Below are 23,719 nucleotides of genomic sequence, written 5' to 3'. Positions count from 1 at the left end.
CGAAGAAGCGCTCGACTGCGCCTGCGGCCTCTACCTCAACGACCCCACCGCCTGGACCACACCACCCTCCACGAACTAACGCGGAGCAGCACTAGGAGGGGCCACGGGGAACAGACCAGGAAGTAGCAGGTCAGCAACTTCGCAGGCCAGACGCCATCCGCGTACGCGATCTTCCAAACTGGGTCTGGTGTCGTAGATTTGCGAGGCCGCGCCCGACTGTCGCTCGGCTGCGTCAACGGTCTGGGGGAAGAAATGAGCAAAGGCATCATCGATCTGTGGCTCGCGCATGAGCGGCCGGCGGTGGACGGGTTGTTCCGCGCGGACGGTTCCGCGTGGACGGTCGAGACGGACGGTCCTGAGCTTTCCTGGTTCGACGTAGGGGAGCCGCTCAATCTGGATGCCCTGCTGGCGGAGGATCCGGAGTGGCTGACGGGGGCCGACATCCACCCGCAGGGTCTGGCTGAGCTGTCGGACGGGGCGGGATACGTGTGCTGTGGGGATGGCTCGCTGGGTTCGGAGGGTTTCTTCGCTCGGCTCGACCAGGACAAGAACCTGGTGTGGGTGGTGTCGTTGCTGGACTCCAACCCGTTCGAGCGAGCGGAGGTCCACGGCTCGCAGGCGGCCTTCACCAACAACCTCGGCAACTGCCTCACCATAGACCTGACGAACTCGTACTTCGCCTGACGCAGAACCTGCGGTCCAGCACACCCTGGACGTCGCCGTTCACGAACTGAACGAAGCGCTGACCGGGGTCTATGGACAGATCAAGCGTCTGGAACAAGGAGACCCCCGGCCGGGCGAAACCCTGCAGTCAGCCGCCGAAGCGCAGCATGCGCTCTGGCTCACGGCGTTCAGTGCCATCAGGAGGCCGGTGTCCTCAGAGGCTGGCAGCACCGAAGAGGAGCGCATCGCCCTGCCCCGCAAGGCGCTGATCGGCAGGCCCAAGCTCGCAGCACCTCAGTGGTCGGTGGACCGAGATGTCCCAGTCGATTTCACCGACGGCGTCGGCCGCGGCCTGGATCTGCTGGAGCAGATGTTCCCAGGTGCCGTTGCCCGACCACAGCCGGTGGCGTTCGTAGACGGTCTTCCAGTGGCCGAACCGTTCGGGCAGGTCACGCCACTGCACTCCGGTTCGCACCCGGTGCAGAATGCCGTTGATTACCTGCCGGTGGTCCCGCCACCTGCCACAACGTCCATTGCTGACCGGGAGGAACGGCCGCAGCCGTTCCCACGCGGCATCCGTCAGAACATGAAGATCACGATCTACAACTGGAGTACTAGGACTTGTCCGGGCGATCATGTGCGGAGCCAGATGACCAGGGCACGCTGGATACACGCAGCATTCCGCGCACGTCCTCGTAGCGGTCCACGTACGCCCGGATTTCCCGTTCGGTGCCACCGGTGAAGATCACCCATGGCCCGTCCACCACCACGGGGTCCCCCCACCACACCTCGTGGTCAGGTTCGGAAAACGGCGGCGGAGTCCAGCCGGGATCCAACGCGGCAATGCTGGCGAACAGCCGCTCCATCTGCGGAGAGGCATGACCGTTGAGCAACATGCCGTTGCCGCCTGGCTGATGGAACACAGTCCCCTCACCCCATACGAACCACGTCGCGCCCTCGTCGTCCGACATCCCGTCCCGTTCCTCGTCCCTTTCTGCCTCTATCCCCTCGTTCGAACGATAGAGGTTGGGCAACATCATGCTGCCGCCGCAGAGTCCCTGGCCATCTGGCTCAGCAGCCACCCTGCGGCATCCTCGGTCTTACGGGCTCTCCCGCGATTGGTCGTGAGGCGTGTTGGCCTGGCTCCTGAGACAAGGGGCCCGCTACGCGGGAGCCGCCCTAGTAATAGCCCTTCGCGCCGTCGAGCAACTCCCGGACGATGTCCGCGTGCCCCGCGTGCCGCCCCGTCTCCTCGACGAGGTGGATCAGCATCCAGCGGAGGTTGGCGCTGCCGGAGCGGAAGTCGGGGTGCCGGCCGACGTCGTCCAAGGAGGCCGCGGCGACGATCTCATTGCTGCGGGCGCACTGAGCCTCGTATTCCGCGAGGAGCTCGGTGAGGGGGCGGCCGTCGGTGTGCCAGTCGGCGTCCTCGCTCGACTCGTCGAACGCCGGGTTCTGCTTCTTGTCGCCGCCGAGGAACAGCACCTCCAGCCACATGTGCTCGGTCCAGCGCATATGGGAGATGAGGCCGGCCATCGTCATGGCTGGTGAGGTCGGGATGACCGAGCGGTGCGCGTCCTCGTCGCTCAGTCCCTCACATTTCCAGCGCAGGATCTGCCGCTGCAGGTCCAGCCAGCCGATGAGCGCGGTGCGTTCGTCCGCTTGGAGCGGGGGGCGTTCCAGTTCCGATGTCATGCCAGCGCACGCTACCGGGGCGGCCGGGAGAGGGACACCTGGATTTGCGGGCTCTTCCGCGATTGATGATCTCCGTCACGGTCGGGGACATCGGGGTGGTCATGCGAGTTATCCGGGTTGTGAGGACTCATCAGATCCGTGCGGTGATGGCGCATCCCGCGTTCTGCGGTGTCCCGGAGTGGCTCTTGGGCGAGCTGGTTACGGAGCTCGCTGCGCGTTGGGAGGCCCGCTGTGAGTCCGAACGTCATGACCGTCGTCAGGGTTCGCGCCGACGTGAGGCGGGGGCCGGGCCGAAGTACGAGCTGGTGTTCACCGACCGGCTGCTGGCCACGCTGGTGCACCTGCGGACCGGGCTCACCTATGAGGCGCTGGGCGTCATCTACCAGGTGGGCAAGTCGACGATTGGTCGGGCGGTGGCAGAGGTGAGGCCGCTACTCGCGGCCCGCGGGTTCGCGGTGCCGCAGCGCGCCGGGCTGCGGCTGCGCACATTGGAGGACGTGTTCGCCTATGCCGAGGCCGAGGGGGTGACCCTGCGGATCGACGGGATGGAGACCCAGGTGAGGCGTCCAAGAGCACACCGGCCCGGCCGACGTGCGTTCGTGTCGGGTAAGCGCAAGCAGAATACGGTCAAGACGACCACGATCAGCGATGGGCAGGGCCGGACCCTGTGGTCCGGAGCGATGCGTCCGGGCCGGATGCATGACCAGAGTGCGACACGAAGGCGCACGCAACGAGCGGTTACCCAGGAAGGAGGCCGACTGATGTCGGCGGCGTAATCCCAGGCTAGTGTTCGAGTGCCTGTCCCCACCTCGGCATGCGTCGCTGGTAACGGCGGGGTGTGAAGCCCGGGGATAGAAGCCCAGCGAATGCCGGCGGCCGAAAGGAAGCGGGAAACCGGGACAGTGTGATCGGTTCCTCCGCCGATCGTCCCGCATAACCGGCCGGACAGGGGCAGTTGCCCCGACCCGAAAGGGTGCTGACGTGGACCGGGTGAGCCCGTGAAGACCGATGACCGAAGACGACGGAACCGAGGGACAAGTTGGACATCACGACGACGCAACCGAGCGCAGTCACCGAGGCTGCCACGGCAGGCGCCGCCGGGGTGAACGGACCCGAGGACGACTTCACCGCCTGGCAGTCCATCGACTGGCAGCAGGTCGAAGAGGACGTACGTCGACTGCGGCAGCGCATCTTCACGGCATCGCAGGCGGGGGACCTCAAGAAGGTCCGCAACCTGCAGAAACTGATGCTCCGCTCCCGCGCCAACACGCTGCTGAGCGTGCGACGCGTGACGGAGGTCAATGCTGGCCGAAAGACGGCGGGGATCGACGGACGGACGGCGCTGCTGCCCCAGTCCAAGGCCGAGTTGGCCGATTGGGTGCAGCACCGCTCCCGGCCGTGGACTCCCAAGCCCGTCAGACGCGTGTTCATCCCCAAGGCCAAGGGCAGGCGCCCTCTCGGGATTCCCGTGATCGCTGACCGCGCACTTCAAGCTGTTGCGGTTGGGGCACTTGAGCCCGAGTGGGAAGCACGGTTCGAGCCGAGATCCTATGGATTTCGGCCGGGCCGCGGCTGCCACGACGCGATCGAAGCTATCTTCAACACCGCCAGCGGGAAGAACCCGCGCAGACGGTGGGCGCTCGACGCGGACCTGGCGGCGGCGTTCGACCGAATCGACCATTCTCATCTTCTCCGGCAGCTCGGCTCGTTCCCCGCCAGGGGACTGGTCGAGCAGTGGTTGAAGGCGGGAGTGGTCGACCAAGGCCGGTTCGCCCCGACCGAAGAGGGGAGTCCTCAAGGCGGGGTGATCAGTCCCGTCCTCCTCAATGTGGCTCTGCACGGGATGGAGGAGGCCGCCGGGGTCCGCTACTTCGCAACCGGCAGAGATGCCGGGAGCGCGGTGCCGGGCAGCCCCGTGCTGGTGAGATATGCAGACGATCTTGTCGCGCTCTGCGAAAGCCGCGACCAGGCCCTCCAGGTCAAGGCGCGGCTGGCGGCATGGCTGGAGCCCAGGGGGCTGACCTTCAACGAGGACAAGACGCGGGTCGTCCGCCTCGAAGACGGGTTCGACTTCCTGGGGTTCAACATCCGCCGGTATCGCAGCGGCAAGCTGCTGATCAAACCGAGCAAGGCGGCTGTGCGGCGCATCCGGAAACGGCTCGCCGCCGAGACGAGGGCCCTCCTCGGGGCCAACGCCGAGGCGGTGATCGGCAAGCTCAACCCCATCATCCGGGGCTGGGCCGCCTACTACCGGACGGCAGTGTCCAGCAGGACCTACGCCCAGCTGGACCACTACGCGTTCAAGCTCACCTACAAGTGGGCCAAACGCAGCCACCCGAACAAGTCGAGGCACTGGGTTGTTGACCGGCACTTCGGCATGTTCGACCGTTCCAGGCGCGACCGGTGGGTGTTCGGCGACCGCGACAGCGGCGCCTACCTCGCCAAATTCGCCTGGACGAAGATTGTCCGGCACCAGATGGTCAAGGGCAGGGCGTCTCCCGATGACCCGGCCCTGGCCGACTACTGGACCCAGCGGCGTCGCCGCCGGAAACCCCCGTTGAGCGCGACCGGACTGCGGCTTCTCCAAGCTCAGCACGGCCGTTGCCCGCTCTGCGGGGAATTCCTGCTGCACGCCGACCACGAGCCACAGAGCCCAGACCAGTGGGAGCAATGGCTCAAGGTCATCCGCAAGGCAGCCCGCCGACAGGCGATCGTCACCAGCGGACCGGGAACGTCGGACACACCCGCCGCACCCAGCCTCGTGCACGCTCACTGCCGACGCCGACTCGGCACCCGACCAGCACTTCTGCCCGCCCGCGAGCCCACAGGGGCTTGCTTGAGCCCGGTGCGTTCAACGGCGCACGCCGGGTTCTGAGGGGGCGGCGGCGCAGCAATGCGCCGCCGCTACCCGACCCTGCGTGCGCACCGAGGGCATCGCCGAGCAGTTCCGCATGCACCCGGACGTCAGAGCCGAGGTCGACGACGGCTACCGGGGCCTTGCGAACGAGTTCCCCGGCCAGGTCTCGGCCCCGCCTCGCAAACCGAAGAACCGTGACGCCGACACCGCACCACTGACCGAGAAGTACGGCTGGCGCGAGTACAAACGCCGCCAGTCCTCCCGCCGGATCTGTGTTGAGCACGCCCATGCCGAGTACCGCCAATGGCGTCCGCTCCAGCGATACACCGGGCGACGTGACACCTACGGCGAAACCCACACAGCGATCGTCGGCCTGGTCTCCGACCGCGCCGCTAGGCGCACCACCCAGCGCCGGACGAGCACCGAACTCGTGCCCGTCCGCCCGATGACCTGCTGAACCGCCCACCAGCCGAATTTCCAGGCCAACACGCCTCACCACCAATCGCGGGAGAGCCCGTTATGTCGTACCTCAGCCTCGGCCTGGTGGCTCAGTCACCGAGGAAGAGCAGGTACCCGCTCCTTTGATGAACCCATGTCGCGCCGTCCTTGAGACGTTGCACCACCGGAGTGAGCGGCTCCGGGGAGACCTCCTCGATCTCCCGTAGCAGCTGATACGCCTGCTTGGAGTTGAAGAGCGTTTCACGCCACTGGCTCACCCCCAGCGAACGCTGGTCTCCGGAGCCTCGATCGTCTCTTTTATGAGTCGATCAACAGATCGACGACCCCTTGAAGGCTTGCGCGTCGCGCATGGAAGCCTGGCGGCATGGATACGTTCGCGAGTCGACTCAATGGCGGATGGGAGTGGTGGGACGCTGCTATCGAGGAAGCGCAGGATGGGCGCTGGGTACGTGATGCCGTGGAACGGCAGGTGATGAAGGACATCAGGGCCGCCACCAACTTTCTCCATGGTGGGCGAAGGGCCCCATTCACCGAGGACCCGTGGCACGTACGCATCGGGAGGATCGCGAACTGGGCCGGGGTGCTGCGGCTCGCTGCCCGGTCAGGCGGGTGGGTACTCCAACCAGTCACCGGACGCCGCCCGCCGCACCCCGCGGGCATGACCGAGCTGCTGTCTGGCATTTACGCGGTCGGCGAGCAGGGAGAGATCTGGATGAAGCAGCTCCTGAAGGGCGAGCTGCCACCAGCAGACGAGATCGCGAAGGCCGAGGGCTTCCTCACAGGTCCAGGGTCCGTCGAGGACCTTGAGCTGTTCTTCTACGACTGAAAAGCCGCTTATCCTTCGTCAGCGCCGGAGCCGCCCCCGGCGCCCTGACGGCGCCGGGGGCGGCTGCCCCGCGTACGGTCAGCCGATCTTCTCGGCCGGCCCCACGGACAGGTATGTCCGGCGCTCGATCAGGCCGAGGTCGTGCCCCTTGGTCGACATCTGCGTCGCCTCCAGGAGCAGACTCGTCTTGGGGTCGACGATCACACGGTCGCTGCTCGGGATCCCGTCGAACGCCAGCTCCGTACCCTCGCGACCGGCGCTGTCCTTGACGTTGCCGACGAGCTTGACTCCGTTCATCCCGGCCAGCGCCTTGAACAGGGCGGCGCGCAGCTGCGGGCTCGCCGGTGACTCTCCGAGCAGGTGGCTCGCCTGGAGGAAGGCGCTCTGGCCTGCGTACTCCTTCGAACTATCCATGATCTCCAGCAGCTTCGCCGGGTCTGTGGGCAACTGGTCCAGGCCGTTCCAGTCGAACGTCTTCGGCCCGAGGCGCCAGCCGGAATGGGGCTTCTTGAAGGTCCGGCCGCCGTCCACGATGGTGTACCCGGATCGCGAGATGTACTCGTCGAACGTGCTGGACTCGCCGTGCCACGTGCTGGGCTTCCCGTACGTGACCTTCATGTGCACCTTCCAGTACGGCCCGGACGACATCGGCCTGGCTGCGGCCACTGCGGCGGTGTCGGTCAGGAAGGTCGCGGCACTGACGGTCTTGCCCTGCTGCGGGGCCTGTGCGGCCGGCGATCCCGCGCCCTGGTTCGTGTACACCACGACGCCGGCCGCGCAGGCGGCCGCCACGAGGACCGTCGCCACGATCCGCCGGCCGGACGCGAGGCGGCGGCGACGGAGCGGGGTCACCACGGCCTCGTCCTGCGCGGCCGCGCGGACCGCCGCCATGGCCCGGGCGAGCGCCTGCGGGGAGGGGGGCTCTACGTGGCCCGCGGCCTGGAGCGCCTCGGTGCCGGGGAAGTCAAGAAGATCCTGTCGCTCGGTCATGCCGGTCCCTTTCGGATCGCACGTGTTGGGGGTGCTCTTGGTCATGTCAGGTCTCCGGTCACCGTCAGCTGCCGCGATGCCGGACGGGGTGGCGCGAGGCGTTCGCGGAGCCGACCCCGTGCGCGGTGCAGGCGGGAGCGGGCGGTGCCGGCGGGGATGCCGACAGCGGCGGCGGCTTCGGTCGGTGTCAGCTGCTCCCACGCGACGAGCAGCATCAACTCCCGCTCCTCGGCGGGCAGATCGGCGAGCGCTTTACGCAGCGCGGGAGCCAGCGCGGCGGCGTCCAGCCGCTGGTCCACTGCCTGCCAGGGGTCGCTGGCGGCGGGGGCCGGCGCGGTCGTGTCCCGCCCGGTGCGTCGGACGTGCCCGGCCAGTACGTTCCGGGCCACCCCGAAGAGCCAGCCCCGGGCCGATCCGCGTGAGGCGTCGAAGGTGCGCCGCGCGGCGAACGCCTGCAGCCACGCCTCGGCCAGCAGGTCATCGGCGGCGCCGGGGACGCGCCGGGCGAAGTAGCCGTGCAGCGCGGGCGAATACTTCTCCACCAGTGGCGTGAACGCCGCCGCGTCACTCGCCGCGCGTGTCAACTGGGCGTCGCTGTCGCTGTCGCGGTCGTTGTGATCTGGGTTCACGGAGTCTCCGTCTCCGACCGCCCGACGGCGGTCTCACCCCCTACTTGTCGTCCACTCCGGCGAGCGTTCGCGCCGCCTTGACCTCCGCACGCAGATCACCGAACTGCAGAGCCGGCTGCGGGAGGCCGAGACCCATCTCGAGCACCTGAAGGTGAGTTGAGGAAGTGGGAACCTTAATACTTCCAGCTGTACTTCGTGATCTTGCTGGTGGGCGTGACTGAGTGCGCTGGTCGGGCACCGAGGGTCTCCAGCTGGCCGACGTCGTGTTGTGCCGAGGGAGCCTGGGTTGTCGGGCCGTTCCTGAGCCCGTCGGGACGGCAACAGTGGGACCCGCAACCCGGGTGTCGGTGGCTGCACGTACGGTCTGCGCATGATTGATCAGTGGTGGGCGGGCGTACGTCAGCGGGTCGAGGCGGCGGGCGCAGGGCCTGGGGGCGGCAAGGTGTTCGGGGCATTGGGGCACAAGTGGGTCTTGGAGGAGTCGCTCACCCGGGGCGGGCTTGCCGAACTTGAGGCTCAGATAGGCGTGCAGCTACCGGAGGAGTACCGGGCCTTCCTGCTCCACGTTGGCACGGGTGGCGCCGGCCCCGCGTACGGCCTGTTCCCCGTTCGGCGCGTGCAGGGCCGCTGGCGTTGGGAAGGCGACGGCGCGGACCTGGCCGACCTGACGAGGCTGGCCGAGCCGTTTCCCAACCAGGGTCCGGACCCGAAGCTGCTCGACGACCTCCTTGCCCAACGTCCCGAGGAAGAGGACTTCGACGATATCGAGGACTTCGACGACGCCATCGAGGCGTGGGACGAACGGTGGGATGTCGTCATGTTCGCTCCCGAACGCACTGCGGGTGCGATCGTGATCTGTCATCTGGGGTGTGCCCTACGGGAGTGGCTGATCATCAGTGGCAGCCACCGCGGCACGATCTGGTCCGACGGCCGGGCGGACGACGTTGACCTCGTGCCGCTCCTCGATGACAACGGGAAGCCGGTGACCTTCGCCCGTTGGTACAGCGACTGGCTGGAGAAGGCCGAGCAAACCGCCCTGTCGGCGCCGTAGGCCCGTCGCCCTGTGCTGCTGAGCATTGCCGTGAACGCAGCGGCGAAGCGAGCTGTACAGCAAGGAAGTACAGCAACCACAGCAACCAGCCTCGACCAGTGGTGCCTCCAAGGGGCCATGAAGCGGCCTGTATGACCGTCACCGACCGATCCACATATAGCTACGGATCAGAAGGTTGCAGGTTCGAATCCTGCCGAGTGCACAGGTCGCTCGGATACGGTCTTCGCTCCATGCCCCGCATCCCAGCATGAACATGCCGAACAGGCTGGCCTGTATGGCGGTCCGTGCCACGAACGAGCGATCACAAACCGAGAGAGAAGGGACTTAACGCCCTCTCAGTCGGCCAAATCCAGGTGCGAGACGATCCGGGCGGCAGATAGCTTCGCCCGAGTGACAGCCATGCTGAACGATTCCGCTCGGGCGCTGCTCGATGCGCCGGTTCCCGCCGTCCTCGCCACTGTCAACCCGGACGGAAGCCCGCAGACGTCGGTGGTCTGGGTTGGCCGCGACGGTGATGACCTGCTCGTCTCCACCGCTGCCGGCCGTCGCAAGGAACGCAATCTACGCCGCGACCCCCGCGCCAGCCTGACCGTCTATGATCCGGCCGACCCGTTGCGCTACGTCGAGATACGCGGCCTCGCCACAATCACCGAGGACACTGGCCGGTGTCTAGCGGTCACCCTCGCCGAACAGTACGAAGGCCCCGGTGCCGGCCAGGAGTACCTCGAGCTCCCGGCAGAGGTTCTCCGTGTTGTCGTCCGTATCAGCCCGACCAAGGCGGTCGGTACCGCGACCGCCTGACTGATCATCACCGGGACGCCATTGCGATAGCGGGGGGGCATGAAGACACCCGGCACTGTCGGTGTCCACGCGGAGAAGCGCGAGGACACCGACAGCGTCGACCTCCCCATGCAGGCCCGTCCGAGGGGGCCTCGGACGCGGCCAGCAGATCCGAGCCAGGCGCCACGATCCGTGGTGGGCGGTCCGGCGGCAGCACGCCCGCGGGTACCGGAACCGCAAGGTGTAGCCCTGGCACGCGTGACCGCGAACCTGGAGCGTCTGTCATCGACATCGGACCCGAAAGCAGACGACCATGAGGGCCTGTCAGGGACGGATCAGGGTGCATGCGGGGCGATCCCTGATCTCTGAGTACGGTGCGGACCGAAAAAATCGACACATGACGAACCGACCTTGGGGAACTCGCCGGACCGCACTGACGCGGACCGCTTTCATCGCCGCACCGCTGTGCATGCTCGCCTACGGAGTCATCCGTCTGTCCGACCCGGACCACGGCCCGGGCCTTACCTGGACCAGCGGCCACATCGCGCTGATCGCCGGGGCGTTGCTCTTCGCCGCGATCTTCCTGGGTCTCCTGCGGCTGTCGAAGCCGACGACCAGCGCAGCACGGCTGAGCATCCAGGCGGCGACGCTGCTGGGACTGGTGGGGGTGGTGGCCGTCACCGCCCAGGGCGTCATCGACCTCGTTGTCGGCTTCCGCGCCGACGACCGAGCCGGGATGGACCGATTCTTCGAGAGCATTCAGAGCCACCCGGGCGTGATGCCCGCGGTGTACACGGTGGGCCCGAATCTCTTCTTCGTCGGCCTGCTGTGGCTGGTGACCCAGCTCGCCGTGCAGCGCCGCATCGAGGTCTGGCGCCCCGTGCTGGTGGTGCTCGGTACGGCGGCGATGGCGGCCAGTCTGGACCTGATGCCGCTCGGCGCGCTTCTCTTCTGCGCAGCACTGTCCCCTTTGGGACGGAACACCACAGCTCACCCCACGCGAGCCGAGTGCTGATGCTGCGGTTGTGGAGCACATGACGCACGCCGGACCGCTACGACTGTGCTTCTGCTCCTCGGCGAAGCCGATGCCGTGGTCGACGCGATCACGGGTAGGAGCACGGTCGGTGGCCACGGCAGCTGGCTTGAGCCCGAGCTAAATACAGGGTGGCCCTCAGCAGCTTTCGAATCTGCGACACTCTGGCATCCGGAAGAGACTCAGAAGGACTAATAAAATTGGCTAGTCCAGTTCAATGGTGATCTGAGCGGGCGAATAACGACCATTAATGCGGACAAGTGGCTACGTTCAGTGCTGGAGGAGGCCATTGACCTCGACGAAGAGAAACTTAATATAAAGTTTGACTGATATTTCCGTGAAACGCTGTTGAATAGCTGCTATGACAGAATCTACGTCGTCCAAGCTGAAGACTGCGGCGGTGAACAAGATCCTTTACTGTGTTCTCCGCCGCTCCATGGCCTGTGCGGCAGTGCACTCCTTGCTGATTGCAGTGTTCGTCGTCCTCTTCACCACGGTTGCCGAAGGCTCGCCGGACCGGCCTTTGAGGGACAGCGTCGAGGCCGCCTTCATCCTCGTGCTCATCCTGTTCCTCGGACTCCTGCTGCTCTACGGCCTGATAGGCATGCTCGGCCACGTCCCGGCGGTGCGGAAGCTCGGCTTCGAGCCCACTCCGGGCAATCTCTCGCCATACCAGTCGAGAGCCGTCCCGGTGCGCGGAGGAGGCGCGTACGCCATCGGCCGCGCGCGCAGGATCCTGCAGGAGACGGACGGGGTCCGCATCATCGAGCAGGAGCCCAACGGCACACGCGTCAGGGCGGTCCGAAAGGCCCATGACGACGCCGGCTACGCGCAGCTCATAGAGATCACCGCGGACCCGTCCGAAGGGGCCTCGAACGTCGAGGTTCGCAGTCGGCCCCGATTCCACCTGGCGCCCTTCGATCGGGGCCAGAACCTGGTCAACGTGGAGAGCATCGCGGCAGAGCTGGGCTCGCCGTAATACGGGCCAATAGGGGGTCAATCCGGCATCGCGCAGCATTGCCCCCTACTCCGCCTCCTTTGCCACCATCTTCCCCTCGCGTAGTTGGAGCCCGGCCGATTGGCTGCTTATGGCCTTGGCGCCTGGATCCGGGTGCGCCGGGCGGCCCTACGATGATTGCTATGACCTCCGCACTGATCCTCATCGACCTGATGCCGCGCATCATCGCCCTCCCACTCGCACCGCACTCCGGTGACGAAGTGCTTGCGCGCTGCCGCGAGTTGGCCCAGTCGTTCCGGGCGAGTGGGCAGCCGGTCGTGTTGGTCCGTGTGGAGCGCCCGAACGTCGCCGAGCAGCCGCCGGGCAGCGACTTCGCCGATGGCCTGGTACACGGCGGCGACGTCGTGGTGGTCAAGCGCACGATCGGAGCGTTCTACGGCACCGATCTGGACGAGCAGTTGTGCAAGCTCGGTGTGGACACCTTGGTGATCGCCGGGCTGGTCACCACGATGGGTGTCGAGTCCACCGCACGGGCCGCGGCCGACTACGGCTACCAGCTGGAGTTCGTAGCCGATGCGATGTCTGGACTGGCCGCGGACGAGCACGAGTTCACCGTAGAGCGGATCTTCCCGCGCTTCGGCAAGGTGCGGAACAGCGCCGATTACAGCTGATGCCGGCTCAGTCCGGTATGTCTGGCACCTCGCCGAGTGGTCACCTCGTCGGCCTGACAGGTGCGGTGTCGCTCCAGACAGACCCTAGTACTCCAGTCGGACTTCTAGATTTTCCCTGGTCAACGGCCTGGCAGCGGGGGATTGTAGCGGGGGCGTGGTGGCCGCGGGACGGTACGCGTAGATTTTCGCCGGGTCCGGCGACGCCGCCATCAGGCCCGAGCCCAGGCCAGCCATTACCGCCGACAAGTCGCGAATCAGGCATGAAGATCACGATCTACGCCTGGAGTACTAAGAGATCGTCTCAGTTGGTCAATCTCCGATAGCAAATGAGGGTGGCCGCGATGCCGGCGAAGGCGAGGAAGTGTTCGGCCTTGCGTTCGTAGCGGCGGTGCAGACGGCGGCAACCGGATAGCCAGGCCACGGTCCGCTCCACCGTCCAACGGTGACGGCCCAGGCGCTGGGAGGACTCGATACCCTTGCGGGCGATGCGGGGTGTGATGTTCCGAGAACGGAGCCATTTCCGCAGGTGGTCGTAGTCGTAGCCCTTGTCTCCGTGGAGCTTGGCGGGGCGGCGTCGACGTGGTCCACGGCGAGATCGGATGGGCGGTATGCCGCGAACGAGGGGTTCGAGAGCCTGGCTATCGTGAGTGTTGGCGGCGGATATGCCGATAGAGAGGGGCAGACCGGTCCGCTCCGTGATCAAGTGGATCTTCGATCCCTTCTTGCCGCGATCGACAGGATTCGGGCCTGTCAGCTCCCCCCTTTTAGAGCTCGCATGTTCACGGAGTCAATCGCGCATCGCGACCAGTCCACATCACCCCGGGCGCCGAGTTCGTCCAGCACCAGGCGATGGAGCTTCGCCCACACCCGTGCAGCGGACCACTCGGAGAAGCGTCTGTGGACGGTCTGCCACGACGCGCCGAAGACCGGCGGCAACTGCCGCCAGGTGCATCCCGAGGTGGCGACGAAGATGATCGCGGCAAGTACAGCGCGATCATCAGCTCGCCGGCGGCCACCGCCCTGCGGCCTCGTGGGGATCGGCGGTCTCACAGCCCGGAACAACTCCCACAGCGCCTCCGGCATCAGCCCCTCAACGAAGCCCATCGAGTACAGCCCCCTCCGTCGGTTCCGGACTCACCGAATCGTCAACGGCCGTCCCAGGCGCCCCGAAACGCGCGAGGTAGTGCCACACTTTCTTGATCGCCTGGGGGTCGTGGTGGCCGGCACGCGCTGCGTCCCCGACGATGCGCGGATTGAGTACGCCGTCGATGGCAATCTGTGCGCCCAAGTCGACGTACTCCTGACCGCGGTAGCTGGGATGACGGAGGAGTTCTTCGACCTTCAGTCGGAAGCCGGGGTGCCACTCCACGGGGCAGCCCAGGCGCAGGGCCGCAACCTCGACAGCCGTACCTCGATAGCAGGGGTCCAGGACCAGCGCCTCCGCGTGGCAGTTCGGTCGCACAGACCCGTGGACCTGCGCCTCGATGTAATCGTCGAGGTCGTCCTGACGATCGGCGAGGGCAAGCTCGATGAGCCCCATGCGGGCCGCGACACCGAAGTCTGATGGTTCAAGGAAACTGTCCGGGTAGCAGAACGTGGTCCGCGCCAGCGTCTCAGCGGCCAGCCGGAAGTGGGCAGAGCCGAACCGCGGTGCCCCGCCGACGGGCTTGCGGCGGAAGTTCAACGCCCCATAGACGGGCCGCTCATGGGCGGGCGCTTCGTCGTAGGCCCCGTCGAAGATCCGGCTCTCCCAGCGCCACCGGTCGCCGCCGGGATATGCGGTCAGTCCGCCGTTGCTGGTCCCCGTGACGAACTGCGAGCGGTAGACACCGTCCTCGGCCATGGCATCCAGGATCGGCTTGCCGTGTAGCAGCCGGTCTGGGTGGAAGTTGAGGGTCACCCGCAGCGTCGGGTCCATCGGAGGGCCCGACGCCAGGTCCGCGACATGCCCAAGGGCCCGTTCGTGTGATGTCTGGGAGGCTGCGGAGCTCATCCGCACAGTGTTCCTCAAGCTGATCAACCGCTGCACGCGGATTGTCTACCGACAGTCCGGCCGTGCGGGAGACGGAGCTTTGAACACCAATCGAGACGACCTCTAACCCGGCGTCCAGTTCACCGCGTTCGCCTCTACGGCTGGGGTCAGTTGGTGGCTGCCTTCGCCCTGTGCTGGCAGGTGGTCTTGAGGCTGGTGCTCAGCGACTCCGAGTGGGGGGACAATGTCGGCCTCGCGCTTGTGCTGACCGGCATCATCCTGATGGTGGTGAGCCAGAGCGCGGGTCGCAATCGACAGGGCAGCGGCACGCCCTAGCCGTGGAAGTGGTTGCGCTTGATCACGGCCTTGCGGATGTTGACGGTGGTGCCGCCCTTGTGGCCGCTCGCGGTGAAGGCATGCACGGCGATCCAGCCACCGAAGATGGCAGAGCCCGAAGAACGCGTTGGCCTGTGCCTCATCGCGGCGGGCTGGTGCTGGCTGTGACGGCGCGTCTGTTTTCCGTCCGACGCGACTGAGCAGCGCCTGGATCAGGACGACGAGCGTGGGCAGCGCGCGGTACATGCCAGGCAGGCGTTTCCCCGATCAAGACCACGCTTGATCGTGTGGATGCGCGTGGCGCAGGCTCTGTCCTGCCCATCACGGGTGCAGTGGAGGCAGCTTTCGACGCTTCCGGCCGCCGCGGCCGTTTCGGAGGATGTCGCGGTCGCGCACCACCAGAATGAAGCCAGTAATGCTGAATGCCAGACAACAGGCAGCCAGGATGAAGCCGAGTGGCTGGCGGCCTCCGGCCAAGGAGCCGGCTGCGTGAAACAACTGCCCCAGTCCGATCGCTATGGCGCCCCAGCCCGCACGGGTGCCCGCGCGTCGGCGGTGCTGCCGCCCGACGAACCACACGCCAAACGCCATGCAGATGACGCTACCGACGCCGAAGATCACCGCATCGAACATCCCCACCTCCGCGGGAAGCGTACCGATCGCGGGGTGACGAGGACCCGATGAGATGACGGCAACGTTGACGGCAACGACGGCACACAGAGACCGACGATCACGAGCGTCAGCGATCAGTCCGGAAGAAGGCGGAGCCCCCGCTCAACGGGCCGCCCGATCCTACGGACCAGAAGGTCTCACCGCCCACAAGACGTCTCGGCCATACACCGGGCCGTCTCGGCCCCGCCCGCGATCACGTGGAACAAACAGGGCGAACCGACAACTCGGTTGGGCAGTCACGGCCACTGATGAATCGAGGTTAAACGAGCGACGTTGCACTGTGGCGCGTCACACCCCGAAGGCGCATGCTGTGTGACATGCCGACAGATCCCCGGGGGGCGAGCATCGATGATACGGAAGATCGGTCTGTACTACCCGTACATCCATTTCCGTGACTTAGAGTGGCTAAAGCTCTCGGCTCTGTACTGGCCAAAGCTGGCCCGTGTTGTGCCAGAGGACTACCCTGTTTCAGATTCTCCGACGGCAACCGCACTGGCTGACGAACTCGACTTCTTCGTGCACGTAGACCCCTCCCGAGCCACGAGTGCAGTAGCTGAGAGATTCCTCGACGTGATCACTCACCACGCCGATCCTCTGCGTTGGCTGTACGGGGCGAGGGACCGTGATCCGGTAGAGCCAGAAACTGGGCAACACGCCCCACCGCTCCCGCGACATGCGGTTGGACCACGCCGTACGAGGAGTACGCCGGGGCTGACTGGGGTGTACTGGGACGAGGTGACTCCCGAGCTCAGGGCAGCCCTCTTCCAGAGCGGACTAGCTGTACAACTGCACCGCTTACCCCCTGCCCCGCCCACTCCACGTCCATGGATCGGTGTTGATCCCGCTCTGGCGTGGGTCTACAAGTGCGCACTGACCGAAGAACTGGCCCGGCAAGGACAGTTCACTCCTACGACCGATCAGACCGCCGCGCTCCCGTCCTCCTGCGGCTGGGACACCGACCGCATCATCCGGGTCCTGTTCAACCGCGACGGCAACGCTATGGCCAATGACGTCGGCAGTGTGGTTGGGATGATGGCCATACGCATCGCGGTACCCGCTTCCTCCGCCACGCTTCCCATCGCGAAGATCGTCGAGATACGTCAGCGCTGCCATCCCGAGTTCAATCGCTTCGCCGAGGTCGTCGACAGCACCGTCAGCGACATGCGCGAACAGCTCAGCGAAATCAAGTTGGCCAAAGCCGCCAACGCCTATCTCCAATTGGAAGTGGATCGCCGGTTCGAAGTTCCACTCCAAGAGCTCCGGCGCGCCATGAGAGGCCTGAAAGTGGACACCGCATTCAGTGCGGCGAACCTTTCTTTCGAAGTCCCCGCCGCCGTGGCAAGCGTGGCCGGTGGCGTTTTAGCGGGACAACCCTTTCGGTGCCACAACTGGCGCAGTGTTCGCCATCGCAGGCCTGCGCCGCAATCAGACACGGGAATCCCGGGCCCTGCTAGCAGCTTCTCCCGTCGCATACCTGCTGTCCGTAGAACGCGACCTGAGTCCGAGGTCACTTCTGAAGCGGGCCCTTGCCCACGGCGTAAACGGTCTCCTTGTTACCTCTCGAAACCGCGAAGAGGCTAACGCGTGGAATCGCAGTAACGGTGCAGCCGAGCAGTATTATCAAGGATAAGCTGGTGATCGAACTCGATGGAGAGTCAGAACTTCTCGGGCTCGGCGGGTGGATGCGCAGCGTGATCGGAGGCGTTGGTTGGCCCGGTTGCGGAAGGCGTAGGCCTTGCGTGCAAGTACTACAGGCGGGAGGCCCGCGGTCAGCGCCAGTTGGTGTCGTGGCTGAGCCGGTGGTGGTGGGCGTCGTACTGGTCGACGGTCGCGATCATCTTCCCGTTGGGGACGGGTGCGGCCCAGGCGCGGTAGTCGGTGCCGGGGACGCCCACCGTGGCAGCCTTCACACTGCTGCCGTCGGAGAAGGTGAGGACGCCGTAGGCGACATCTGCCTCCGGGTTGGCGACCATGAGGCGAGTGCCGCTGGTGCCCTTGTCCTTCAGGCCCCACAGGCCCATGCTTCCGGTCCCCTGCGGGTCGTGGGCACCGTTGACGGGCTGGCAGTCGGACCAACGGCCGCCCTGGTGGTCGATGCGAACCCCGCCGATGTACATCCGCTGGCACAACAGCGAGGTGCCCGGCACCGTGGTGCCGTCAGGTTGGGTGGGCAGCGTGAAGCCCTCCGGCAGCGTCGGATAGAACTCCAGCGCCACCGACCAGCGCTGACCGTCCACCCGGCCCTTGCCGATCACCTGCGTGACCACCCGCGGCGCCTGCTTCTGCGAGGCGGCATCCCGCTTCGCGACGACGGTGGCGGACGCAACAGCCGGGCCGGACGCCGGGGCCGGCGGCGCCGCAACCGCGGAGGCGCCGAGCGAGACGCCACCGATCGCGGCCGCCGCGACGGCCGCAATGACGGCCTTCCTGGCAATACTGAGAGCCACGGAACATTTCTCCTTCAAAACCGCCGCCCGGCACCACGCCGGGCGGTCCTTGAGAGCCAGCACGCTGGGCCCGCGCGCCGGCCTGCGGCCCGCCCACCGGGGATGGCGGGCTTACCACTTGGACGTCCACCCGTAGGTACTCCCGAACACTCGCTGCGGGTTGCACGTCCCGCCCGACAACTCCGAAGCGCAACCGACAAGCGGCGTGCCAGACGCGTGCCAGATTGTGCGGGGAGCCACGGGGAACAGCGGGCGATAGGCCAGCAGCCAACCAGCTGGGAACACCGTTCCGCCCCAGGTCAGCAAGGCGGCGAATCCCGAAGCACACGAGCTTCCCAAGCTGAGAGCGCGAGTTCGATTCTCGTCACCCGCTCCATACTTAAGGCCCAGGTCTCTGACCTGGGCCTTGTTGTTGCCGGCGCGCGATCGTACCTGGTGACGGCGTCTCCATTCGGACCAGCGAAGTCGGTGGGCGGCGCCGTGGAGTGGCTGGGTGACGAGCGCGATAAGCAGGCGCTGGATCTCGTTGCTGGTCTGCGGGATCAGGTCGTTGGGGCTGGGGTTCCGGGCCGCCCAAGGCACACGGGTGTCCGGGCGCGGCTGCGCCCGGACACCCGCGCCGGTCAGAACCGCCAGGCGGAATTGTCGACGATCTTCACCAGGTCGCTGATCTTCAGGGCCGCGCCCGGCTTCCCGGCCCACTGCTGGAGCACCACCGTCCGGCCGTCGGCGCGCTGCACGCGGACGTACTGCGAGACCTCGCCGTCCTGCGGGAAGGTCAGCGTCATCGCCTCACCTCGGGCGCCATCCGGGAGCTTGACCACCTGGCAGTCGGTGCGCGGGGCGACCTCCTGCGGGGACGGGGCGCCGGGGCGCGGGGTGAACTTGGGCAGCGCGATCGTGGCGCAGAACGGAACCTTCGGCGCGTCGGCGGTCCACTCGGCGCCGCCGTGGAACTCCACCGGGCCGGCTGCGGACCTCCAAACGACCCGGAAGGTGCGGCCCGGGAATTCGCCACTGGTCACCGTCTTGCTGCCGGCTGCCGGAAGCAGCGCTGCCAGGGTGTTCCCCAGCTTCTCGCTGCTCCAGCCGGTGGGCTGACCGGAACCGGATCCGAAGGAGTCCGGGCGCAGCGGCTTCGCGCCGGCACTGGTCGAGCCGGCCAGGGTCAGCGGGCCGACCAGCGGGTCGGCGGCCACCGTCGTGGTGTCCGGCCCCGGGGTGGCGCCGCCCGTCGGGTAGCCCACCACCGCGGCCACCGCCGCGGTGGCCGCCACGCCGACGCCGACCCGGGTGGCCATGCGGGTACCGCGGCGGCGCCGTCCGGCCGCAACCGCAGCGTCCACCGTGCCGGAGCGCAGCGGCGGTTCGGCGTCGAGCCCGGCCGCGAGCAGGGCCTGCATCTCGTCGTGCCCGTCGAGAGCGTGGTTGTGTGTCACAGCATTTCCTTCAGGGGAGCAGGGGCAACGGACAGTTCGTTGAACGGGTCGCTCTCGCCGAGCAGCTCACGCAGTCGGGTGAGGGCCCGGGAGCTGTGGGTCTTGACCGTGCCGACGGTGCAGCCGAGCGCCTTGGCGGTGGTCTTGATGTCCAGGTCGGCCCAGAACCGCAGGACCACCACGGCCCGCTGCCGCGGCGGCAGGACGGCCAGCGCGGCGCGCACCTGCAGGCCGAGCGCGGGGTCGGCGCCCGGGCCGGCCCGGTCGGGCAGTGCGGGCGTCGGGTCCTCGCGCCGCCAGCGGCGCCGAGTGTGGTCGATGCAGGCCCGGGTCAGCACCCGGTGGGCGTAGGCCTCCAGGTTGTCGATCCGATGCCGTCTGCCCCACACCGCGTACAGCTTGGTCAACGCGGTCTGCGTGATGTCCTCGGCGTGGTGCCAGTCGCCACACATCAGGTACGCGGTTCGCCGCAGGTGCGGCAACCGGTCCTCGGCGAAGCCGCGGAACTCCTCCAGGTCTGCGCTACGCACAGGGTGCGCCCTCCGTTCGTCTCTGCCCAGTCCGACGGAGCGCACCACGCGCGGGGATGACACGGAACGGCAGAAAATCCTGCCGCTCCATGTCTGACAGCCGCCGATGTCCTCCGGCACATCCCGATGCCCACTCCGTCAAGGGCCGTGATCCGCGTACCGTGTGGCCCAGCGCAAGGAGAAGGAAACCAAGGAGAAGAAGCGCAGGAACCGCAAGAAGCGCTAGCTTCTGCTGACATCCACGGGTGACATCAACAGCACCCGACTCGGGCACCCATACGCGGCCCGGCACGTTCGACCCGACCGGGAACTGACGCCACCGGGCAGGGCTCGGATCGAACTCCTAAAGCGGGTGTCACAGGTTCGAATCCTGCCGAGGCACAGAGAGAAGGGAGCTCAGGAGGGGTTTCCTCCGAAGCTGGCCCTTAGCCGTTTCAGGCGTCGTCCCGCTGGATGCCACACGGATGCCACAGCGGCTACGCGGAAGCCTCTCCCCCTGCGCCGCCAAGTCGCTTGACAGGCTGTCCGTGGCGCGTCCGCTGCGGTTTGATCTGAGCATGCGAAGATCCACTATCTGGACGCGCCGGTTCGGCGCGGCGGCGTTGACGGCCTCGGCGGTGACCACGTTCCTGCCCGTGATCCGGTACGGGGCTCCGCCCCCTCGCTTCGACGTGTACGTCGCCCTTGTCGTGGCGCTGCTGTGCGGGCTGGGGTGGGTGGCCGCGACCGCCAGGGCGCCCTTGGCGAAGCCGACGGTTGTCCCCGCCTCCCGGACCGACGATGCGGCTCCTGTTCCGCCCCGGACACCCGGGCCGTCACTGGCCGCGCGCGGTTCGGTGCTGGCAGGTGCGCTGGCAGTGGTGGCCGTGGGATCCCTGCTCATCCAGGCCCAGCGGCCGGACGGCACCCAGGCACGCACGGTGCGGGCGATCCAGGCCGCGGGAGCACGGGTGACCACGGGCACGATCGCCGAAGTCACGCGCGCGGACGCCTCGAACGTCAGTAAGTCCGGCGCAGGCAAGGGGAGCACGACCCCGGAGAGCCAGCACTTCCACTATGTGTGGCTGACGGTCGAACTGCCCGATGGCACCCGCCTGCGCGTGAACCGGGGCATCGTCGACGGTCGGCCGTTCAGGGACGAGAAGGTCGACGTGCTGTACGCCCCCGGGCGCCCCGAGTTGGGCGGCTGGGTCGACGAGAGCGCGGACGTGTCCGTGTACGGGAGGACGTGGGGGCCGCCCCTCACCATCCCCGTGCTCGTCCCCTTCGGAGTCGCGCTCTTCGTGGGCTTCGCTTACGCAGCCATGCTGCTGCCCGCGGCCACGGCCCGTGAGGGTGTGCGCGGGACGGGTCCAGGTGCCCGCCTCCTGCTCGTGGCCGCGTACACGGTCGTGGCGGCGACTCTGCTGCCCGTTCTGAACGGCACCAACTCGCACCTGGGAGGCTACTTGCCCGTGTTGGCAGCCATCGGGGCGGGGGTGCTCGCGGCCCGGACCATTGTGCGGGCATGACGCCACACGGCCCTCATACTTGGCTGACGGTCGTCACAAGCCAGGACCCGCACATTCCCACCTAAAGCGAAGCTCCCACGACCCCGCAGTCGACGGCAGTGACGGCAGCGCTGACGGCAACGGCGGCGGACTGTAGCGACACCCGACAGCCTGGCACGGCTCCGGCAAGGTCCCACAGGGCCGAACTACCAAGGAGCGCCCGCATCTTCTAAGCGCCTGGTCGCTCGGTGCGTGCCGCAACCGTGCGCATGGAGCGGCCAACCACGGTCACTAGCGGTCGGCGTCGGGGGCACTTCGCATGAAGTGCCCAAAGACCACGCCCGCAGCCGGGTCGTGCGAGGCCGCCCGGCGCCGACCGACAACGCCAGAAGCCCACGGCCTCTGAGCTGGTCAGAGGCCGTGGACTTCTTCAGTCCCGCTGGTCAGCGAACCGCTGACCAGTGCACCGTCTACTGACCGCAGTTGCCGGCGCTTGCCACGCCCATTGAGACTCCGCCGACCTCGCACTCTTCAGCTGCCGTACTGTGATTGGGACGACAGCAGACGGCATGCCAGCGGGAACCGCTGGGGTTCCTGCTGAGGAACTACTCCTTCACTCGTATCCCTCAGCCTTCAACCATCGGCCCAATGCACCGAGGTCCTCAGCCACCGACAACGCCTCGGTTCGAAACCTTTCGAAATCCTCAGGTGACCCGCGCTGCGTCGATGGCCCGTCGCTGGTTGTCGCATTGAGCATGTAGAGGCGGACGCGCTCCCGGTGCCAGGCCGCGAAACGCCGAGCCTCGTCGGGATCGAGTCGCCCTGACTGTTGCCATCGGCGGGTGAGATCCGCCGCCGCGCTGGGATCCATGCTGCGGAACCAACCCTCAACGAGTCGAGCCGCCACGGCAGCATCCTCGGTCGGTGTTGGCAGCTTCTTCTTGCTACCCCAGAACTTCATCCGCCCCCCACTCGTCAGCCGGGCAACTGTACGGCCCCGGCCTATTCATGGCCAGGACGTGACCCTTCGCGGGGCGTCCGACACACCTCCGACACACTCTGTGCAGCTGGCGCCCTCTGACGAACTCCGCCGCAGGTCAGAGGGCTGCGAGGGGTGATCTACGCATTCACTCCGGAGGCGTTGCCGTACAGCAGCGGAGTACAGCAACCACCGCAACCGCGGCTGGCTGTCAGAAGCCGTCGCTGGCGGGCTGACCAGCCCACCAGGCCTCTCTGCCTGCGGACGTGCTCGCCGTGGGGAGCAGGTCGATGTCCCCTTGTGACTTTGCGGGTTCGGGGCGGCGGATCACTGCCAGGGGTGCGCACTGGCTTGTCCCCCTTTCACCCGGGCAGCAAGAGACCCCGGCCGGTAACCATCCGGCCGGGATCTCCCTATGCGTTGTTACTCGGGGCGGATGTGCTCCGCCTGCGGGCCCTTCTGCCCCTGGCCGACATCGAACGTGACCCGCTGGCCCTCTTCCAGGGAGCGGAAGCCGGAGGCGTCGATGTTCGAGTAGTGGGCGAAGACGTCGGGGCCGCCGCCGTCCTGCTCGATGAAACCGAAGCCCTTTTCAGCGTTGAACCACTTGACGGTGCCGCTGGCCATGCCTGTCTCCCTCAAGGAAATTCGGAATCCCGCACCGTGCGGGATCCGGAGGTGATCGCCTTGGTCCGGAGAGGCGCTGAACAGCAAGGACGCCCGAGACGTGTGTCACGGGCGAACGGACTTCGGAACCACGACTACTTGTAGCGACGCTACACTGGGCGAGGCCGAAGATCACAGGCCTTATGGGATCGCGTAGGCGAATCTCTAGCGTCACGACGGCCGTTACCGGCCGACGTCGCGGCGGCTGCGGACGGCCTTCCACGCCGGCCTGGTGAGATCGACGACCATCATTCCGTCTGCAGCCTCGCGGACGAGGATCCAGCCCTTCGCCTTGAGCCCTTCGAGCTGCTGCCGAATGTCCGGGCCCAGCTCCTGGACGAGCTGCGTCTCCAGCGGTTGCGTGCCGCCGTCCAGGAGCTCCGCGAGCCGGAAGACGAGCGCTTCCTCCTCAGCGGTGATACGGAAGTCCATGCGCTGACGCTACATCCCTGCCGACCAGGGCGCGCGGACACCCCTAGGTCCAAGGCCCCGGGGAGAGTCGCGTTCGCCCGATTTGATCATGGGATGCCGTGCAGGGTGAGGATGGCTTCGGGGCGGGTGTGAGCGCGGCGGCCA

At 67.0% G+C, this 23,719-nt stretch carries 28 protein-coding genes and 1 pseudogene; 13 read left to right on the top strand and 16 right to left on the bottom strand.

Annotation, left to right across the window (positions count from 1 at the left end; genetic code table 11):
• Window positions 1–252 precede the first annotated feature (252 nt).
• On the top strand, window positions 253–684 hold the full coding sequence (locus tag ACIQFZ_RS40180; protein WP_402693623.1) for a hypothetical protein: 432 nt from the start codon (window positions 253–255) through the stop codon (window positions 682–684).
• A 292-nt stretch (window positions 685–976) separates the two neighbouring features.
• Here ACIQFZ_RS40180 and ACIQFZ_RS40175 read toward each other — a convergent pair.
• From ACIQFZ_RS40175 to ACIQFZ_RS40165, 3 genes and pseudogenes are all read right to left on the bottom strand, one after another.
• Window positions 977–1,300, bottom strand: a pseudogene (locus ACIQFZ_RS40175) (transposase); the annotation flags it as partial.
• On the bottom strand, window positions 1,278–1,745 hold the full coding sequence (locus ACIQFZ_RS40170) for a hypothetical protein (RefSeq protein WP_402693622.1): 468 nt from the start codon (window positions 1,743–1,745) through the stop codon (window positions 1,278–1,280). The pseudogene ACIQFZ_RS40175 and the gene ACIQFZ_RS40170, both read right to left, overlap by 23 nt.
• Window positions 1,746–1,842: 97 nt before the next feature.
• Window positions 1,843–2,358, bottom strand: a complete 516-nt coding sequence (locus ACIQFZ_RS40165) for a DinB family protein (protein ID WP_402693621.1) — start codon at window positions 2,356–2,358, stop codon at window positions 1,843–1,845.
• A 65-nt stretch (window positions 2,359–2,423) separates the two neighbouring features.
• Between ACIQFZ_RS40165 and ACIQFZ_RS40160 the strand changes: the two genes are divergently transcribed.
• The 3 genes from ACIQFZ_RS40160 to ACIQFZ_RS40150 all read left to right on the top strand — a co-directional run bounded on the left by ACIQFZ_RS40160 (window position 2,424) and on the right by ACIQFZ_RS40150 (window position 5,672).
• Window positions 2,424–3,134 (top strand): transposase family protein, encoded by a 711-nt coding sequence (locus ACIQFZ_RS40160; RefSeq protein ID WP_402693620.1) that lies wholly within the window; start codon window positions 2,424–2,426, stop codon window positions 3,132–3,134.
• A gap of 269 nt (window positions 3,135–3,403) precedes the next feature.
• Window positions 3,404–5,233 carry a group II intron reverse transcriptase/maturase gene (gene ltrA / locus ACIQFZ_RS40155; protein ID WP_402693625.1) on the top strand — a complete coding sequence of 610 codons (1,830 nt, stop codon included), beginning with the start codon at window positions 3,404–3,406 and terminating at the stop codon, window positions 5,231–5,233.
• A 43-nt stretch (window positions 5,234–5,276) separates the two neighbouring features.
• On the top strand, window positions 5,277–5,672 hold the full coding sequence (locus tag ACIQFZ_RS40150; RefSeq protein ID WP_402693619.1) for a transposase: 396 nt from the start codon (window positions 5,277–5,279) through the stop codon (window positions 5,670–5,672).
• Between the two features lie 91 nt (window positions 5,673–5,763).
• On the opposite strand, the gene ACIQFZ_RS40145 is transcribed toward ACIQFZ_RS40150, so the two are convergent.
• Complete coding sequence (locus ACIQFZ_RS40145) at window positions 5,764–5,931, bottom strand: hypothetical protein (protein WP_402693618.1); 168 nt, start codon at window positions 5,929–5,931, stop codon at window positions 5,764–5,766.
• Between the two features lie 107 nt (window positions 5,932–6,038).
• Between ACIQFZ_RS40145 and ACIQFZ_RS40140 the strand changes: the two genes are divergently transcribed.
• Complete coding sequence (locus ACIQFZ_RS40140; RefSeq protein WP_402693617.1) at window positions 6,039–6,500, top strand: hypothetical protein; 462 nt, start codon at window positions 6,039–6,041, stop codon at window positions 6,498–6,500.
• 78 nt (window positions 6,501–6,578) lie between these two features.
• Here the strand turns inward: ACIQFZ_RS40140 and ACIQFZ_RS40135 are convergent, their stop codons facing one another.
• Window positions 6,579–7,490, bottom strand: a complete 912-nt coding sequence (locus tag ACIQFZ_RS40135) for a CU044_5270 family protein (RefSeq protein ID WP_402693616.1) — start codon at window positions 7,488–7,490, stop codon at window positions 6,579–6,581.
• Window positions 7,491–7,531: 41 nt separating this feature from the next.
• Complete coding sequence (locus tag ACIQFZ_RS40130; RefSeq protein WP_402693615.1) at window positions 7,532–8,119, bottom strand: RNA polymerase sigma factor; 588 nt, start codon at window positions 8,117–8,119, stop codon at window positions 7,532–7,534.
• A gap of 370 nt (window positions 8,120–8,489) precedes the next feature.
• On the opposite strand from ACIQFZ_RS40130, the gene ACIQFZ_RS40125 reads away from it, so the two are divergent.
• The 5 genes from ACIQFZ_RS40125 (at window position 8,490) to ACIQFZ_RS40105 (ending at window position 12,612) form a co-directional block, all read left to right on the top strand.
• Window positions 8,490–9,170 carry an SMI1/KNR4 family protein gene (locus ACIQFZ_RS40125; protein ID WP_402693614.1) on the top strand — a complete coding sequence of 227 codons (681 nt, stop codon included), beginning with the start codon at window positions 8,490–8,492 and terminating at the stop codon, window positions 9,168–9,170.
• 399 nt (window positions 9,171–9,569) lie between these two features.
• Window positions 9,570–9,971, top strand: a complete 402-nt coding sequence (locus ACIQFZ_RS40120; RefSeq protein WP_402693624.1) for a PPOX class F420-dependent oxidoreductase — start codon at window positions 9,570–9,572, stop codon at window positions 9,969–9,971.
• Between the two features lie 376 nt (window positions 9,972–10,347).
• Window positions 10,348–10,965, top strand: a complete 618-nt coding sequence (locus tag ACIQFZ_RS40115; RefSeq protein WP_402693613.1) for a hypothetical protein — start codon at window positions 10,348–10,350, stop codon at window positions 10,963–10,965.
• Window positions 10,966–11,443: 478 nt separating this feature from the next.
• Complete coding sequence (locus ACIQFZ_RS40110; RefSeq protein ID WP_402693612.1) at window positions 11,444–11,962, top strand: hypothetical protein; 519 nt, start codon at window positions 11,444–11,446, stop codon at window positions 11,960–11,962.
• 161 nt (window positions 11,963–12,123) lie between these two features.
• Window positions 12,124–12,612 carry an isochorismatase family protein gene (locus tag ACIQFZ_RS40105; protein WP_402693611.1) on the top strand — a complete coding sequence of 163 codons (489 nt, stop codon included), beginning with the start codon at window positions 12,124–12,126 and terminating at the stop codon, window positions 12,610–12,612.
• 301 nt (window positions 12,613–12,913) lie between these two features.
• On the opposite strand, the gene ACIQFZ_RS40100 is transcribed toward ACIQFZ_RS40105, so the two are convergent.
• Window positions 12,914–13,716 (bottom strand): IS5 family transposase gene (locus ACIQFZ_RS40100; protein WP_402693610.1). Its coding sequence is split into 2 segments (ribosomal slippage): window positions 12,914–13,372 and window positions 13,375–13,716, totalling 801 coding nucleotides; the frame shifts between segments, so codons are not numbered across the junction.
• Window positions 13,703–14,605, bottom strand: a complete 903-nt coding sequence (locus tag ACIQFZ_RS40095; RefSeq protein ID WP_402693609.1) for a DUF3626 domain-containing protein — start codon at window positions 14,603–14,605, stop codon at window positions 13,703–13,705. The genes ACIQFZ_RS40100 and ACIQFZ_RS40095 overlap by 14 nt, the downstream gene beginning before the upstream one ends.
• Window positions 14,606–14,758: 153 nt before the next feature.
• Here ACIQFZ_RS40095 and ACIQFZ_RS40090 point away from each other — a divergent pair, with 153 nt between their 5' ends.
• Entirely contained in the window at window positions 14,759–14,920 is a 162-nt protein-coding gene (locus ACIQFZ_RS40090; RefSeq protein WP_402693608.1) for a hypothetical protein, read from the top strand.
• Here the strand turns inward: ACIQFZ_RS40090 and ACIQFZ_RS40085 are convergent.
• Both ACIQFZ_RS40085 and ACIQFZ_RS40080 read right to left on the bottom strand, forming a co-directional pair.
• On the bottom strand, window positions 14,917–15,063 hold the full coding sequence (locus tag ACIQFZ_RS40085) for a hypothetical protein (protein WP_402693626.1): 147 nt from the start codon (window positions 15,061–15,063) through the stop codon (window positions 14,917–14,919). The genes ACIQFZ_RS40090 and ACIQFZ_RS40085 overlap by 4 nt on opposite strands.
• A gap of 178 nt (window positions 15,064–15,241) precedes the next feature.
• Window positions 15,242–15,553 (bottom strand): hypothetical protein, encoded by a 312-nt coding sequence (locus ACIQFZ_RS40080; RefSeq protein ID WP_402693607.1) that lies wholly within the window; start codon window positions 15,551–15,553, stop codon window positions 15,242–15,244.
• Between the two features lie 387 nt (window positions 15,554–15,940).
• Between ACIQFZ_RS40080 and ACIQFZ_RS40075 the strand changes: the two genes are divergently transcribed.
• Window positions 15,941–17,173, top strand: a complete 1,233-nt coding sequence (locus tag ACIQFZ_RS40075) for a DUF6236 family protein (protein ID WP_402693606.1) — start codon at window positions 15,941–15,943, stop codon at window positions 17,171–17,173.
• 188 nt (window positions 17,174–17,361) lie between these two features.
• Here the strand turns inward: ACIQFZ_RS40075 and ACIQFZ_RS40070 are convergent, their stop codons facing one another.
• The 3 genes from ACIQFZ_RS40070 to ACIQFZ_RS40060 form a co-directional block, all read right to left on the bottom strand.
• A complete protein-coding gene (locus ACIQFZ_RS40070; RefSeq protein ID WP_402693605.1) occupies window positions 17,362–18,039 on the bottom strand; it encodes a hypothetical protein in 678 nt (225 codons plus the stop codon).
• A 623-nt stretch (window positions 18,040–18,662) separates the two neighbouring features.
• Window positions 18,663–19,478, bottom strand: coding sequence for a hypothetical protein (locus ACIQFZ_RS40065; RefSeq protein ID WP_402693604.1), 816 nt, complete (start codon window positions 19,476–19,478; stop codon window positions 18,663–18,665).
• Window positions 19,475–20,008: a SigE family RNA polymerase sigma factor gene (locus ACIQFZ_RS40060; protein WP_402693603.1), complete on the bottom strand. Its 534-nt coding sequence runs from the start codon at window positions 20,006–20,008 to the stop codon at window positions 19,475–19,477. Before ACIQFZ_RS40060 ends, ACIQFZ_RS40065 begins: the two co-directional genes overlap by 4 nt.
• A 557-nt stretch (window positions 20,009–20,565) precedes the next feature.
• On the opposite strand from ACIQFZ_RS40060, the gene ACIQFZ_RS40055 reads away from it, so the two are divergent.
• The gene (locus tag ACIQFZ_RS40055) at window positions 20,566–21,519 is read left to right on the top strand and encodes a hypothetical protein (protein WP_402693602.1); all 954 of its coding nucleotides are present in this window, start codon (window positions 20,566–20,568) and stop codon (window positions 21,517–21,519) included.
• A gap of 592 nt (window positions 21,520–22,111) precedes the next feature.
• Here ACIQFZ_RS40055 and ACIQFZ_RS40050 read toward each other — a convergent pair.
• The 3 genes from ACIQFZ_RS40050 to ACIQFZ_RS40040 all read right to left on the bottom strand — a co-directional run bounded on the left by ACIQFZ_RS40050 (window position 22,112) and on the right by ACIQFZ_RS40040 (window position 23,575).
• A complete protein-coding gene (locus ACIQFZ_RS40050; RefSeq protein WP_402693601.1) occupies window positions 22,112–22,459 on the bottom strand; it encodes a hypothetical protein in 348 nt (115 codons plus the stop codon).
• A 441-nt stretch (window positions 22,460–22,900) separates the two neighbouring features.
• Window positions 22,901–23,104, bottom strand: a complete 204-nt coding sequence (locus ACIQFZ_RS40045) for a cold-shock protein (protein ID WP_141360305.1) — start codon at window positions 23,102–23,104, stop codon at window positions 22,901–22,903.
• Between the two features lie 222 nt (window positions 23,105–23,326).
• Window positions 23,327–23,575 carry a hypothetical protein gene (locus ACIQFZ_RS40040; RefSeq protein ID WP_225074536.1) on the bottom strand — a complete coding sequence of 83 codons (249 nt, stop codon included), beginning with the start codon at window positions 23,573–23,575 and terminating at the stop codon, window positions 23,327–23,329.
• Window positions 23,576–23,719 lie beyond the last annotated feature (144 nt).

The organism is Streptomyces sp. NPDC093064 (assembly GCF_044754605.1).
In the GTDB taxonomy this organism is placed as follows: domain Bacteria; phylum Actinomycetota; class Actinomycetes; order Streptomycetales; family Streptomycetaceae; genus Streptomyces.
The sequence above is the reverse complement of the archived record's forward strand: the minus strand, read 5'-3'. Positions and strand labels throughout refer to the sequence as shown.

Excerpts from the sequence above, each read along its gene's own strand:
- ACIQFZ_RS40125 (WP_402693614.1), top strand. The coding sequence starts at position 8,490 with ATGATTGATCAGTGGTGGGCGGGCGTACGTCAGCGGGTCGAGGCGGCG.
- ACIQFZ_RS40085 (WP_402693626.1), bottom strand. The coding sequence starts at position 15,063 with ATGAGGCACAGGCCAACGCGTTCTTCGGGCTCTGCCATCTTCGGTGGC.
- ACIQFZ_RS40165 (WP_402693621.1), bottom strand. The coding sequence starts at position 2,358 with ATGACATCGGAACTGGAACGCCCCCCGCTCCAAGCGGACGAACGCACC.
- ACIQFZ_RS40120 (WP_402693624.1), top strand. The coding sequence starts at position 9,570 with ATGCTGAACGATTCCGCTCGGGCGCTGCTCGATGCGCCGGTTCCCGCC.
- ACIQFZ_RS40080 (WP_402693607.1), bottom strand. The coding sequence starts at position 15,553 with ATGTTCGATGCGGTGATCTTCGGCGTCGGTAGCGTCATCTGCATGGCG.
- ACIQFZ_RS40135 (WP_402693616.1), bottom strand. The coding sequence starts at position 7,490 with ATGACCGAGCGACAGGATCTTCTTGACTTCCCCGGCACCGAGGCGCTC.
- ACIQFZ_RS40160 (WP_402693620.1), top strand. The coding sequence starts at position 2,424 with ATGATCTCCGTCACGGTCGGGGACATCGGGGTGGTCATGCGAGTTATC.
- ACIQFZ_RS40055 (WP_402693602.1), top strand. The coding sequence starts at position 20,566 with ATGCGAAGATCCACTATCTGGACGCGCCGGTTCGGCGCGGCGGCGTTG.
- ACIQFZ_RS40140 (WP_402693617.1), top strand. The coding sequence starts at position 6,039 with ATGGATACGTTCGCGAGTCGACTCAATGGCGGATGGGAGTGGTGGGAC.
- ACIQFZ_RS40105 (WP_402693611.1), top strand. The coding sequence starts at position 12,124 with ATGACCTCCGCACTGATCCTCATCGACCTGATGCCGCGCATCATCGCC.
- ACIQFZ_RS40075 (WP_402693606.1), top strand. The coding sequence starts at position 15,941 with ATGATACGGAAGATCGGTCTGTACTACCCGTACATCCATTTCCGTGAC.
- ACIQFZ_RS40095 (WP_402693609.1), bottom strand. The coding sequence starts at position 14,605 with ATGAGCTCCGCAGCCTCCCAGACATCACACGAACGGGCCCTTGGGCAT.
- ACIQFZ_RS40050 (WP_402693601.1), bottom strand. The coding sequence starts at position 22,459 with ATGAAGTTCTGGGGTAGCAAGAAGAAGCTGCCAACACCGACCGAGGAT.
- ACIQFZ_RS40045 (WP_141360305.1), bottom strand. The coding sequence starts at position 23,104 with ATGGCCAGCGGCACCGTCAAGTGGTTCAACGCTGAAAAGGGCTTCGGT.
- ACIQFZ_RS40040 (WP_225074536.1), bottom strand. The coding sequence starts at position 23,575 with ATGGACTTCCGTATCACCGCTGAGGAGGAAGCGCTCGTCTTCCGGCTC.
- ACIQFZ_RS40115 (WP_402693613.1), top strand. The coding sequence starts at position 10,348 with ATGACGAACCGACCTTGGGGAACTCGCCGGACCGCACTGACGCGGACC.
- ACIQFZ_RS40180 (WP_402693623.1), top strand. The coding sequence starts at position 253 with ATGAGCAAAGGCATCATCGATCTGTGGCTCGCGCATGAGCGGCCGGCG.